The organism is Biformimicrobium ophioploci (genome assembly GCF_030270605.1).
GTDB classification, from domain to species: Bacteria; Pseudomonadota; Gammaproteobacteria; order Pseudomonadales; family Cellvibrionaceae; genus Biformimicrobium; species Biformimicrobium ophioploci.
Map to the genome: position 1 here is coordinate 528,366 of NZ_BSYJ01000003.1, position 12,540 is coordinate 540,905.

11 protein-coding genes are annotated in these 12,540 nt (G+C 59.1%); 4 read left to right on the forward strand and 7 right to left on the reverse strand.

Annotated features, from left to right (window positions below; translation table 11 throughout):
* Positions 1 to 17: 17 nt before the first annotated feature.
* Both QSJ80_RS09060 and QSJ80_RS09065 read right to left on the reverse strand, forming a co-directional pair.
* The gene (locus QSJ80_RS09060; protein ID WP_285764113.1) at positions 18 to 1,424 is read right to left on the reverse strand and encodes an ATP-binding protein; all 1,407 of its coding nucleotides are present in this window, start codon (positions 1,422 to 1,424) and stop codon (positions 18 to 20) included.
* Between the two features lie 15 nt (positions 1,425 to 1,439).
* Positions 1,440 to 2,126: a response regulator transcription factor gene (locus tag QSJ80_RS09065; RefSeq protein ID WP_285764114.1), complete on the reverse strand. Its 687-nt coding sequence runs from the start codon at positions 2,124 to 2,126 to the stop codon at positions 1,440 to 1,442.
* Positions 2,127 to 2,303: 177 nt separating this feature from the next.
* On the opposite strand from QSJ80_RS09065, the gene QSJ80_RS09070 reads away from it, so the two are divergent.
* A complete protein-coding gene (locus QSJ80_RS09070; protein WP_285764115.1) occupies positions 2,304 to 2,804 on the forward strand; it encodes a Spy/CpxP family protein refolding chaperone in 501 nt (166 codons plus the stop codon).
* A gap of 122 nt (positions 2,805 to 2,926) precedes the next feature.
* Positions 2,927 to 3,469: a flavodoxin FldB gene (gene fldB, locus QSJ80_RS09075; RefSeq protein WP_285764116.1), complete on the forward strand. Its 543-nt coding sequence runs from the start codon at positions 2,927 to 2,929 to the stop codon at positions 3,467 to 3,469.
* Positions 3,470 to 3,481: 12 nt separating this feature from the next.
* Here the strand turns inward: fldB and dapE are convergent, their stop codons facing one another.
* The 4 genes from dapE to QSJ80_RS09095 all read right to left on the reverse strand — a co-directional run bounded on the left by dapE (position 3,482) and on the right by QSJ80_RS09095 (position 7,653).
* Positions 3,482 to 4,630, reverse strand: a complete 1,149-nt coding sequence (dapE, locus tag QSJ80_RS09080; RefSeq protein WP_285764117.1) for a succinyl-diaminopimelate desuccinylase — start codon at positions 4,628 to 4,630, stop codon at positions 3,482 to 3,484.
* Entirely contained in the window at positions 4,630 to 5,667 is a 1,038-nt protein-coding gene (gene dapD / locus QSJ80_RS09085; RefSeq protein ID WP_285764118.1) for a 2,3,4,5-tetrahydropyridine-2,6-dicarboxylate N-succinyltransferase, read from the reverse strand. Before dapD ends, dapE begins: the two co-directional genes overlap by 1 nt.
* Before the next feature lie 42 nt (positions 5,668 to 5,709).
* Positions 5,710 to 6,057: an ArsC family reductase gene (locus QSJ80_RS09090; RefSeq protein WP_285764119.1), complete on the reverse strand. Its 348-nt coding sequence runs from the start codon at positions 6,055 to 6,057 to the stop codon at positions 5,710 to 5,712.
* Between the two features lie 93 nt (positions 6,058 to 6,150).
* On the reverse strand, positions 6,151 to 7,653 hold the full coding sequence (locus QSJ80_RS09095) for a putative bifunctional diguanylate cyclase/phosphodiesterase (RefSeq protein ID WP_285764120.1): 1,503 nt from the start codon (positions 7,651 to 7,653) through the stop codon (positions 6,151 to 6,153).
* A 156-nt stretch (positions 7,654 to 7,809) separates the two neighbouring features.
* Between QSJ80_RS09095 and QSJ80_RS09100 the strand changes: the two genes are divergently transcribed.
* Positions 7,810 to 8,964 (forward strand): low temperature requirement protein A, encoded by a 1,155-nt coding sequence (locus QSJ80_RS09100; protein WP_285764121.1) that lies wholly within the window; start codon positions 7,810 to 7,812, stop codon positions 8,962 to 8,964.
* A gap of 300 nt (positions 8,965 to 9,264) precedes the next feature.
* Complete coding sequence (locus QSJ80_RS09105) at positions 9,265 to 11,805, forward strand: TonB-dependent receptor (RefSeq protein WP_285764122.1); 2,541 nt, start codon at positions 9,265 to 9,267, stop codon at positions 11,803 to 11,805.
* Between the two features lie 62 nt (positions 11,806 to 11,867).
* Here QSJ80_RS09105 and nth read toward each other — a convergent pair whose 3' ends face one another.
* On the reverse strand, positions 11,868 to 12,536 hold the full coding sequence (nth, locus tag QSJ80_RS09110) for an endonuclease III (protein ID WP_285764123.1): 669 nt from the start codon (positions 12,534 to 12,536) through the stop codon (positions 11,868 to 11,870).
* Positions 12,537 to 12,540 lie beyond the last annotated feature (4 nt).

The window sequence follows — 12,540 nt, forward strand, 5'->3', positions numbered from 1 at the left end:
ATGGTTGACAGGCCAGGTTAAAAATCTGTCTCCAATATTGGCAAGAAAATCTCCACGCGCAGACCCCGGTCCGTCGTGTTCCGCGCCAGAATTTCACCTTCGTGGGAGCGGATGGTGCGCTGGGCGATCGCGAGACCCAACCCGTAGCCGCCGCTCTCGCGGGCGCGCGCTTCGTCAGTGCGGTAGAAGGGGCGGAAAATGGCGTCGAGTTTTTCCTCGGGCACGCCCTGGCCGGCATCCTCGATGGTGAGCTTCAACCGGTGTTGCTTGTCTTTTCCTGCTCGCACGCTTGCACCAGCGGAAATGCCAATGCGGATGTCCGATTGTTCGGGGCTGTAGCGGATCGCATTGCGCAGGATGTTTTCCAGTGCGGCAGTGAGTGAGCTGCCGCGGGTTGCAACCAGCGCCTCGTCGACGGAGCTGTTGAAGTCGATGGCAATGGACTTGCCGGCGGCCTCATCTCCGAGGTCTGCGATCAGGGCGTGAATAAGGCCATTCATCTCGACGACATCGTCCAGTGGTCGCTCATCCGCGCCGACCACTGGCATGGACAGGATGTCGCCGATGATGTCCTCAAGGTAGTCAGCCGCCTTTGCGATCTTGTCGAGCTCCGGATTGATGTCGCCGTTACCCTGCTGTTTTTGCCGGGCCAGCGCGAGCGCCACCTGCAGCCGCGCCAGCGGCGAGCGCAATTCGTGGCTCACGTCCTTCACCAGGCGACGCTGCTCTGACATGGATGCGTCGAGCTTTTCTGTCATGGAGTCGAATTCCCGCGCAAGGCGCGCGAGCTCGTCCTCCCGGTTGCCAAGCGTCGGCGCGACCCGGTGATGCAGTTCACCTTCCGCTACTTTTTGCGTTGCCGCGCTGATTTTCTGGATTGGCCGACTCAGGTAGCGCGCCAACAGGAAGCAGGCAATGCCGGAGACCAGTAGAGACAGCAGGAGGATGGGACCAAAGCGCTTCAACAGGAATTTGAGCAGCAATTCTTCCTTGCTTTCCTGGGCGCTGATGGCAATACGCAGGTGGTTGCCATTGCGCATGGGCACGAAAAAACCGAAGACTGGTTTTCTGTCTACCAGTATGCGGCTCTCGCGGTTGCGCGGATTCAATGTACGGAACAGGGTATCCAGTGATTCGGGGATGGGGCGGTCGAGGATTTCGCGCCCACCCATATCCACCACGTAGATGCGGTCGGCGGTGCCTTCAGGGAGGCGCCTGAGCCAGTTGCGGAAATGTTCCGGGCCATGTCTGTGTGTCCTGCGCAGGTTGCGCATCATCGCATCGAAGAGTAGAGGTCCTTCCCAGCGGGCGTCTTCACTCGGATCATCGAAGTTTGCGAAGTGGGTGATGTATACGGTGGCCGCCACCATCACTGTGACAGTGAGCCAGGTGCCGATAAACATTTTCCAGAACAGGCTGCGCACGGTCCGGTCCTGCCCCTAGTCCTGGTTCCGGCGCAGCTGGTAGCCCGCACCGCGAATGTTGATGATCAGTTCCTTGGGGGCTGAGGCTGCCACCAGTTTCTTGCGAATATTGCTGACGTGGACATCAATGCTGCGGTCGTAGGGAAGCAGTTTGCGTCCGAGTGCCTCTTCCGTGAGGGTCTCCTTGCTGACCACTTCACCCGCCTGCTTGAGGAGCACCTGCAATACGGCAAACTCCGCTCCCGTGAGCGGCAGGGGTGTCTCATGCCAGTGGGCGGAATGCCCGGACGGGTCAATGACGAGGTCGCCGGATTGCAGCAGGGAGGGAGGCTTGTCGTCCGGTGAGTGACGGCGCAGGACCGCTCTCAGGCGGGCCGTCAGTTCCCGTGGGTCGCAGGGTTTGGGCAGGTAGTCATCGGCGCCCATTTCCAGGCCCACAATACGGTCTACTGTGTCGCCCTTGGCTGTCAGCATCAATACGGGTAGCTGACTGTTTTCCCGCAATTTGCGCAGGAGCTGGAAGCCACTGTGCACCGGCAGCATAACGTCCAGAACTGCGGCATCGAACTTTCCGCTGCGGGCTTTCTCAAGACCCGTGCCACCATCGTTGGCCACTTCTACCGAGAAGCCCTCACCCTCCAGGTACTGGCGCAGAAGCTCGGTGAGTTCGACATCGTCATCGACGAGCAGGATCTTTGTCATTATTACTTCCGAACATTGGGTTGGTCTCCAGTATAAAGGCGTTGCGGTTTGCAAATGGTGCAATTTTGTCCTGTTTTTACTTTTTTTAACATTTGCTTGCCGGCGCTTAACCCACCGGTTGACCGGTTGCTTCTAGTATTTGAATAACCGAAAGGAAAATACGCCAGGAGCGACATCATGTTGAATCAGACCCTTCCCCGTAACTTCTCCCTTTTTGCGATGCTCGCAATACTGATGACTGCGGTCAGCTTTTCCGCGCATGCGGTTGCCCGCGACCATGCGCGGCATCACGGTAGCTGGGGGGAGCACCGCCTGGAAAAAATGGCGAAGGAACTGCAGTTGACCGAAGAGCAGCAGGCCAAAATCAAGGCACAGCGCGAAGCAGCACGCGCGCAGTGCAAGGAGCGGCATGAGCGTATTAGCGAGATTCGGGAGGAAATCGGCACGCTGCTGGAAGGCGGTGGCGAAGACAGCAAGCTCGATGCACTGGGGGCCGAAATGGGGCGCCTTAAGGTCCAGTGCATGAAGACCCACCACGACAGCTTCAAGGCCATGCGGGAAATGCTGACCGACGAGCAGAAGGCCAAGCTGGATGAGATGAAAGCCGAGCGCAAGGAGAAGGGCAAGGAGCGCCGCAAGCACCGGCACATGCACCAGAAGGACAAGTCTGCGAGCTGAGGTCCCGTTTCCCCATGACTGACCGGTTACCAACCCATCCCGGGCGGCTATTGCTGGCCGGGGTGTTTGTTGGGAGAATAGCCGCGCAAAAATGAGCAGTAACTTATTTGGGTGGCGTCAGCGTGAAGAAAATCGGCCTGTTTTACGGCAGCGATGAGGGCAATACCGAAGCCGTGGCATTCCGAATCCAGTCCCGCCTCGGCGAGGACCTGGTTGAGGTGCGGGATATTGCGGACCTGACCCAGGTGGACTTCGAGGATTACGACCAATTGATCCTGGGTATCCCCACGTGGGATTTTGGCCAGATCCAGTCGGACTGGGAGGATTTCTGGGAAGACCTCAGGGAAGTCGACTTCACCGGCAAGACCGTTGCCCTGTTCGGCCTGGGCGATCAGTTCGGTTATGGGGACTATTTCCTCGATGCCATGGGCATGATGCACGAAGTGCTGGTGGCCAATGGTGCGCAGATGGTGGGTTACTGGCCGACCGAAGGCTACGAGTACGAGGCCTCCAAGGCGCAGCTGGCGGACCAGCCGCTATTTGTGGGCCTCGGTATCGATGAAGACCAGCAGGAGGAGCTGACCGCAGGGCGCCTGAACCAGTGGTGCCAGCAGTTGGTGGCGGAGTTCAATCTGCCGACGGTGGCGCTGGAGCTGGACGACTAGTTAAAACGCCGTTTAAGCCGTCGCCCGGGCCAGCAGATTCTCAAGAATCTTTTCATACATCGCGCTGAGGCTGTCCAGGTCTTCAGCGCGCACACACTCGTCCACCTTGTGAATGGTGGCGTTGACCGGCCCCAGCTCCACAACCTGTGCGCCTGTCGGGGCGATAAAGCGCCCGTCAGAGGTGCCACCCGCGGTGGACAGGGTGGTTTCCCTTCCGGTGACCGCTGCGATGGCAGCCACAGCTGCATCCACCAGCTCGCCCTCTGCCGTCAGGAACGGCTGGCCCGATAACCGGAAATCCGCATCGTATTCCAGCCCGTGTTTGTCCAGGATGGCCCGCGCCCGCGCCTCGATGGCTTCCGCTGTGAGCTCGGTGGAAAAGCGCCAGTTGCAGACCAGCGCCACTTCCCCGGGGATGACATTGGTTGCCCCGGTGCCGCCATTGATATTGGACACCTGGAAGCTGGTGGCCGGGAAAAAGTCGTTGCCGTTATCCCAGTGCTCCGCTGCCAGCTCGGCCAGTGCCGGGGCCAGCAGGTGAACCGGGTTGCGTGCCAGGTGCGGGTAGGCCACATGGCCCTGCACGCCGCGTATGGTCAGCCACAGACCAAGGGAGCCGCGGCGGCCATTCTTGATGGTATCCCCGGTCCAGTCGGTGCTTGAGGGTTCACCTACCAGGCACCAGTCGATCTTCTCACCGCGCTCCTCCAGCCACTCCACGACTTTGACAGTGCCATTAGTCGCGGGGCCTTCCTCATCACTGGTAATCAGGAAGGCAATGCGACCGCGATGGTCCGGGTGCTGCGCCACGAAATTTTCGCAGGCCGTCACCATGGCTGCGAGTGAACCCTTCATGTCCGCTGCGCCACGGCCGTGGATCATGCCATCCTGCTCCACCGCGTCGAACGGTGGAAAGCGCCACTGCTCTTCCGGGCCGGTGGGGACCACATCGGTATGCCCGGCGAAGGCGAACAGCGGCCCGCTGTCGCCGCGCACAGCCCAGAAGTTCAGGGTGTCGCCGAAGGGCAACAGCGTGGCCGAAAAACCGACTTTCTCGAGTCGCTCGATCATGACTTGCATGCAGCCGGCATCTTCCGGCGTTACCGAGCGACGGCGAATGAGTTCGCGGCACAGGTCTCTGGTTGGTGTAGAGTCTGCCATCAGTTGTTCGCGTGCAGCGCCTCGTTCAGTTCCACCGCGCTCTTGTTGGTCAGGCACTCGACCGCGCCATTGACCGAGTTGCGACGGAACAGCAGATCCGGTTTGCCCGCAAGGTCCCGGGCTTTTGCGTATTCCACCAGGTTGCCCTGGTCATCGAGCACTGCCACCTTGGTGCCCGCGGTGACGTACAGACCGGATTCCACCGTGCAGCGGTCGCCAAGGGGAATGCCGATGCCCGCGTTGGCGCCGATCAGGCAGCCGTCGCCGACGGAAATTACGATATTGCCGCCGCCGGACAGGGTGCCCATGGTCGAACAGCCGCCGCCCAGGTCCGAACCGGCACCGACCATCACCCCCGCGGAGATGCGGCCTTCAATCATGCCGGGCCCTTCCGTGCCCGCATTAAAGTTGACGAAACCCTCGTGCATGATGGTGGTGCCTTCGCCAAGGTAGGCGCCGAGCCGCACGCGGGCGGTGTGCGCAATGCGTACGCCGGCTGGCACCACGTAGTTGCTCATTTTCGGGAACTTGTCCACGCAGGCTACTTCAAGTACTTCCCCGGCAAGGCGTGCCTGCAACTGGCGCTCCGGCAGTTCCTGCAGGTCTACTGCACCCTGGTTGGTCCAGGCTACGTTGGGGAGCACCCCGAAGATACCGTCGATATTGGTACCGTGGGGCTTCACCAGGCGATGGGAGATCAGGTGAAGCTTGAGGTAGGCTTCCGGAACGGAGGCCGGCCCGGCGTCTGATTCCAACAGTACTGCGACCAGCGGGCGCTTGCTGCTGCGGAACTGGCTGAGGCTTTGCAGCAGTTCTGCCGGGGCGCCGGCTTGTTCGAGTTGTTCGTGCAAACCCGGCAGCTGGGCCTGCTGGATTTCGATGGCCTGGTTGCCACCGTTGTAACCCAGTGCCGCGGCAATTGCGCTGGCAGTTTCGGAAGCTGGCGCTAGCAGGGGATGGGGGAAGAAGACCTCGAGCCATTCACCTTTCTGGTTTCTTGTTCCGACGCCAAGCCCCAGGCTGTACATTGCGGTCATACGGTAATTCCTTTTAATCAAATTGAGTATTTTGCGCGCGGGTCAGGCCAGGTGCGCCTCGTAATCCGCCGTCTTGAAGCCGAAAGCAGGTGTTTTCCCGGGCATGGTGAGAACCGGCCGTTTGATCAGGGTGGGTTCCTTCTGCGTACATGCAGCAGCAAGCGTGTCGTCCATGCCGGTTTTTTGCTCGTCTGACAGTGCCCGCCAGCTGGTGCTGCGCTTGTTGAGTACTTTTTCCCAGCCCAGCGTGTTGATCCATTCATCCACCGGTACTGAATCCATACCGTCTGAGCGGAAGTCGTGAAATTCGTAGGAAACCTGGTGCTGGTCGAGCCACTTGCGGGCCTTTTGTACGGTGTCGCAATTCTTTATGCCGTAAAGCCGGATCATCCTCGCCTCCGGGGAAGTAGTCTGGGATATGGGGTTAGCTAGGGCGCAGGATTCTATCAAAAATTGTGGAGACTGTGTGCAGGCGTACGAATTCTAGTCAAGCAGTTCGGGGATTTTCTCTGCAGGCAGGGGTTTGGAAAAATAGAAGCCCTGGCCGCACTGGATGCCAAGCTCCAGCAGGGGGGCAATCTGGCGGGGATCCTCGATGCCTTCCGCAACGACATTGATGTTGAATTGCCGCGCGATCTGGGCCGTGGCAGCAACGATTGCGCGATCGCGCGCATTCTTGTGTACATTGCTGATGAAGCTGCGGTCGAGTTTTACGGTATCGATGGGGAGCTGGCGCAGGTAGCTGAGCGACGCGTAGCCGGTACCGAAATCGTCGAGGGAAATTCTTACCCCCATGTTCCTCAGTACCCGCAGGATCCGGGCTGCCTGTTCGGGATCGCTGGCAGCGCAGGTTTCCGTAATCTCGATTTCGAGCGCATCGCTGGGCAGGCAGGCGCTGGCCAGAAAATGGCGCACGGTATCCACCAGGGCGCCGGAACTGAGCTGACGCAACGATACGTTGACAGCGACCGTGAGGGCAGGCCGGTTGAACTGGGAACGCCAGCGTGCAAGCTGTGCACAGGCGGCCTCCAGCACCCATTCGCCCAGCGGGATGATCAGGCCGGACTCTTCCGCAACGGGAATAACCCTGGACGGCGGCACATTGCCGCGAGACTCATGCTGCCATCGGAACAGGGCCTCGAGGCCCAGTACCTCCCCACTTTGCAGGTCGAGCTTGGGCTGGTAGTGCAACTGGAATTCGCTGCGCTCCATCGCCCCCTGCAGGTCGCTGACCATACGGAAATAGTCGCGCTTATGTTCCTCCAGTTCACGGCTGAACAGGCGAATGCTGTTGCGACCATTGGCCTTCGCCTGGTACATGGCAGTATCGGCGTTGCGGAGTAGTGCGGAGGGGGCGGTGGCATCCTGCGGGTATCTGGCGATACCCACGCTGGCGCCGATCCTCAGGCTCTGGCCCACCAGAACCAGGGGCTCATTTACAGCCTCCACCAGACTTTCTGCTGCTGCAAGAGCAGTGGCGTCGAGCTTGTCCGCCTGAATGATTGCGGTGAATTCATCGCCGCCGAGACGCGCAACGAGCTTGAGTCCGGTTGTATTGCAGCCTTTCAATCGCTGTGCAATGTGCCGAAGAAGTCCGTCGCCGGCCTCGTGCCCGTAAACATCATTCACATGCTTAAAGCCATCCAGATCGATAAATAGCAGCGCGAACTCCAGTGAGTCCTCGCTTTGGCAGAGTGCTTCAAGTTTCTCCAGGAAACTGGCGCGATTAGTCAATCCGGTCAGGTCATCTGTATAGGCAAGTTCCCGCAGTTCTTCGGCCGTTGGTCGCGCATTAGCTGTGTTGTTGCGGAAAATATAAATGCGTTGCAACAGCTGCCATGCGGGTTGTGCAAGAAATGCGCCTCCAATACCGCCAACAGTCAGCCAGAGTACGCTGCTGAAGCCAGAAATTGCGGCGGCAAAAATAACAAGCAATACAAGGAAAGCGGCGATGAGGCGGGGATCGGAGGAGGCGGGAAGTGCCATGCCCCACAGGGATCTGTGCTTCTTGTCGCAATTCGCATTCCTTTTCATGGAGGCTGGGGCCTTATCAGCGTTTTCCCGGCCATAAAGTTTAGTCGGCACAGGGCAGGGCGTTGCGGGTCTATGCTCCTGAAGAACTATCTGATTCGGAGGCCTGCGATGGGGTCGGGCAGGTATTTGCGGGCGTTACTGCCGCGGGACCGGGATGAGGAATTCCGCGCTGCCACCCAGCTCGAGCTGCTGTTTGACCTGGTATTTGTGATCGCAATTGCCGCCGCCGCCCACGGTCTCGCTCATGCCATCGTCGCCGGACACTGGCAGGAGGGGCTAATCAAGTTCCTGCTGGTGTTCTGGTGTGTCTGGTGGCCGTGGAACCTGTTTACGTGGTTCGCTTCCAGTTTCGACAATGATGACGTGGGTTATCGCATCGTGGTGATGGTGCTGATGGTCGGCGCACTGTTCATTGCCGCGAGCACCTCGGGCTTCTTTGAGGGCGAGGACCTGCGCTACATGTTTGCCGGCTACGTGGTGATGCGGCTCGCGTTCGCATTCCTTTGGGTCCGGGTCGCGCGCGCAAAACCCTGTTACCGCGGTACGGCACTGATCTATGCCGGTGGTCAGGTTTTGATGCAGTTCTACTGGGCGCTGGTGGTGTTTGTGGTGCCCCGGGAGGGGCACTTGTTTACAGGCCTGTTTCTTCTGGGGGTCGTCATCGAAATGGTGATTCCGGTGCTGGGTGAGCGAGCAGGTAACACCCAGTGGCACCGCCATCATATTGTGGAGCGCTTCGGCCTGCTCAATATCATCGTGCTGGGAGAGGTGCTGCTCGCCAGTAGTGAAGCACTGCGCAGTGCCATGGAGACCGGTTTCTGGGGCAATTTCCTGTTGCTTTCTCTGTGCGGTGTGTTGATTGCCTTCTGTCTCTGGTGGCTCTACTTTTCCGCGGAGGGCGAGCTGGATGTTGCCAGGCTCGACCGGGTCTTCCTCTGGGCTTACGGTCACTTTCTTGTCTTTGCCGGCGGCGCTGCGGTGGGTGCCGGGCTGGTGGTTGCAACAGATGCGCTACATGAAGAAGGGCACATAACGAGGCTGGCCGGAATATCCGTTTCCGTGCCGGTGGCTATATACCTGTTTGGCCTCTGGCTGGTACGGGATCAGTTTATGCTCAAGGACCGCAACTGCTGGGTGCTGCTTATGTTCGTGCCTTTCGTGCTGTTGGCCGGCTGGACGTCGCGACCGCTCACCTGGCTATCGGTACTGCTGGTCGCCTGCCTGTTTCTGCGCCTGCGCGGTCACTTGCCGGACGTCGACTGAACCTGCTGGCGGCGGGCCCTTTCCATAGGCTCTGGTAGGTGCTGGCAGGCGCTGGATTCGACATTTGTCCTATGTTAACTTCGAGCTTCGCGCAATGCGGTCGATTTGCGGTGGGGGACAAAAAATAACCACTTGCATTTTGTTTGCGTCAGGAACCGCCGGGCTTCCCCAGCCTGGTCGGTGCCTCGGGAAAGCAAATTCCTTGATATCCAGCTGATTCGCCTGGCGCCTGCGGGAAAGGACCGCGCTGTGCTAAGGCCCTTTGATCACAATAAAAAATATTAAAAATAGGGAAAAGCCATGACACCTGCCAACCTGTTCAAGAAGGCACAACTACCTCTTGCGGTCGCGATACTATCGCCATTGATCTATGGCGCGTCGCCCGCGATGGCCGAGGACAAGTCGCTGGAGGAGATTGTCGTTACCGCACAGAAACGCGAACAGAATGCGATGGATGTACCGGTAACTCTGGACACATTTTCTTCCGATGACATGACCGAGACCGGTGCGCTGACCATTGCCGATATGGATGCGTATATTCCGGGCTTTGATGCCGGCGACGGTGTGACACAGGCGAGCCTTTCTATTCGCGGCATCTCCAGCCCGAACATCAGCGCGGGCGGCGACCCGTCGGTATCCACTTTCTATGATGACGCTTACCTGCCTTCGGCGGCGACTACCATCGCGTTTTCCGATATGGAGCGCGTTGAGGTATTGAAGGGTCCGCAGGGTACGCTCTTCGGACGCAATTCCGCAGCGGGTACCATGAATATGGTACCGCATCGCCCGGTGAATGAATTTGATGCTTTTGTATCCACCAAGGTCGGTAATTACGGACTGATGCGCTCGGAAGCCATGGTGAATGCACCGGTTTCCGACAGTGTTTATATGCGTGCGAACCTGCTGACGAACAAACGCGATGGTTATATCGAGAATGTGGCGGGCCGCGACGGCGGTGAACAGGATGTACTGACCGGCCGGGTATCCATGCTCTGGGATATCAATCCGGAAACCGCGTTGCAGGTGTCCTACGACTGGGATTCCGTCGATAACTCGCCGCGCTCCGCAATCGGCTTCAGTGATTACTCCCTGAATGCCGATCCGTTCTCCCGGGTGGTGGCCAATGACCTGATCAATGCGGAAGAAACCCGCGATATGCAGGCGGTGAACATCAAGTTCACTCACGAGATTTCCGATAATGCCAGCGTAAAGCTGGTACACGCCTATCGCGAGTTTGAAACAACCAACCGCGAGGAAGAGGACGGTACCGCAGAGCCGAGCGTATACCTCGATACCAACAATATTTTTGATAACGACATCAGCTACACCGAAGTACAGTTCAACTACAGCGGTGATCGGTTCAACGCGGTCGCGGGTGCGAATTACTCTTCCGAGTCCATTCACCAGGAAACCCAGGTAACCGCGCTGGGCGACTCCGTCATGCGTCTGGTAACGGGTGATGTGAAGAACGGGCTCAACGCCCAGATTGTCGGCCTCGCCTACCAGGAGGTGGCGCCCGCTGTCGCCGCCGGCCTGATCTCTCAGGCCGAAGCGGATGCACTGGTCCAGCAGGCTACCGCGGAGCCGCTGGCGGCAGTGGCTTCCATCGATCACTTGTGGAACCCCAACGACTGGGCGACGTTCACCAATATCCTTGGCCAGGGCGCAGTGCCCCAGGCCGATGCCTACTACGACCTGTTCGCGCAGGCGCTGGGCACCAGCATGCTGTTCGGCCCGGGCTATGCCGGAATGGAGTGGCGCGAGTCCGTGATCAACGATGGTGAGTTCGTCAATTACGGTGTTTACGCCGATGTCGAATATAGCGTGACGGATGCATTCAAGGTTTCCGCCGGTCTGCGTTATTCGAACGATGAAAAAGAGTTCAGCTGGCTGGTACCGGGCGTCGAATTTGACCGTGCGACCGTACCGGGCACCGCGCCGATCGAGGCGGTTATCTTCCGCGGCGGCGACGGTTACCAGATTGGCGACGACCTGCTGGTTGCCAAGGAAGACTGGAGCAAGGTCACCGGACGCCTGGTAGGCCAGTACGACATCAACGACGACGCCATGGTGTTCCTGTCGTATGCCACCGGCTACAAGTCCGGCGGCTTCGATAGCCTGGACCAGTCCTCCGCGATCAACCCGATCAAGCCGGAAGAGGTGCAGAATATCGAGCTTGGCTTCAAGGGTGACCTGTTCGACAACCGCGCCCGTATGCAGGTGAGCTACTTCGACATGACCGTCGATGACCGCCAGCGCAGTGTGGAAACCCTGCCGCCAGGTCAGACCAATGCACTGCCGCGGGTAATCAACGGTGACCAGTCTATAGACGGCATCGAAGTGACATTTGACTGGCTGCCGACTGATACCGTACAGCTGGGTCTTGTGACCACCATCCGTGACACTGAGTCCGAGTGGGAGGCTTTCTATAATGCCCGCGGCGAACTGCAGGCGGACAAGTCCAGCGGCTCAACCGACACTGCCTACACGCTGACCTTCAACTGGTCGCCGGAGACGGTGTTCGGGGATGTAAACCTGTATGCGGATTACATCTATGCAGAGAACAATGCGGAGAAGGATCCGGCTGCGATCACTTCCGTGATGGTGGGCGGCGTCGATACCCCGATCCCGGGCTTCGGCGAGGACACTTCCCTGCTGAACGCACGCCTTTCCTGGGCGAGCACCGAGGGTCAGTATGAACTGGCGCTGTGGGGTAAGAACCTGCTGGAGAATGAAGTTACCGGCAGTGTGAGTGGCCGTACGCTGGACGTATTCGGCACCGGTTACCTGGGTATTTCTGCGCCGCGCACCTACGGTGTGGACCTGCGCTACAACTTCTGATTTTTCAGGCTGTAACGAAAAACCGGCGCGATCGCGCCGGTTTTTTTATGCCTGCTGTATGGTCAGGCCTTCTTCGTTTTCTTTGGTTTTTTCCTGTTTGGGTAGCAGGTGGTGCAGATCTCGCACACGGTGCCGTCGCAACCGCGCGCGGAGCAGAACTCGCGCCCGTAGAAAATGATCTGCAGGTGCAGTTTGTTCCACTTGTCTTCCGGGAAGAGGCGCTTCAGGTCTTTTTCGGTCTGGGCCACACTCTTGCCACTGCTCAGGCCCCAGCGCTGCGCGAGCCTGTGAATGTGGGTGTCTACGGGGAAGGCGGGCACGCCGAATGCCTGTGCCATGACTACGCTGGCGGTCTTGTGACCGACCCCTGGTAGTGCCTCCAGGGCCTCCATGTCGGCGGGCACCTCACCGTCGTACTCCTCCATCAGGATTTCCGACAGGCGCTTGATGGCCTTCGATTTTTGCGGCGACAGGCCGCAGGGGCGGATTACCTCGCGGATTTCCTCAACGGACCTGGTTGCCATATCGGCGGGGTTGTCTGCGAGCTTCCAAAGGTTCGGGGTCACCTGGTTCACCCGCTCATCGGTGCATTGTGCCGACAGCAGTACCGCCACCAGTAGCGTATAGGGATCCAGGTGATCCAGCGGGATCGGTGTTTCCGGGTAGAGGCTTTCCAGCCTGTCCAGGATAAAGGCAACGCGGTCGGCCTTGAGTAGGTGGTTACTGCTCATGGGT

Coding starts and splice junctions, on each gene's coding strand:
- QSJ80_RS09065 (WP_285764114.1), bottom strand. CDS start 2,126: ATGACAAAGATCCTGCTCGTCGATGACGATGTCGAACTCACCGAGCTT.
- QSJ80_RS09070 (WP_285764115.1), top strand. CDS start 2,304: ATGTTGAATCAGACCCTTCCCCGTAACTTCTCCCTTTTTGCGATGCTC.
- dapE (WP_285764117.1), bottom strand. CDS start 4,630: ATGGCAGACTCTACACCAACCAGAGACCTGTGCCGCGAACTCATTCGC.
- dapD (WP_285764118.1), bottom strand. CDS start 5,667: ATGACCGCAATGTACAGCCTGGGGCTTGGCGTCGGAACAAGAAACCAG.
- QSJ80_RS09090 (WP_285764119.1), bottom strand. CDS start 6,057: ATGATCCGGCTTTACGGCATAAAGAATTGCGACACCGTACAAAAGGCC.
- QSJ80_RS09095 (WP_285764120.1), bottom strand. CDS start 7,653: ATGGCACTTCCCGCCTCCTCCGATCCCCGCCTCATCGCCGCTTTCCTT.
- QSJ80_RS09100 (WP_285764121.1), top strand. CDS start 7,810: ATGGGGTCGGGCAGGTATTTGCGGGCGTTACTGCCGCGGGACCGGGAT.
- QSJ80_RS09105 (WP_285764122.1), top strand. CDS start 9,265: ATGACACCTGCCAACCTGTTCAAGAAGGCACAACTACCTCTTGCGGTC.
- nth (WP_285764123.1), bottom strand. CDS start 12,536: ATGAGCAGTAACCACCTACTCAAGGCCGACCGCGTTGCCTTTATCCTG.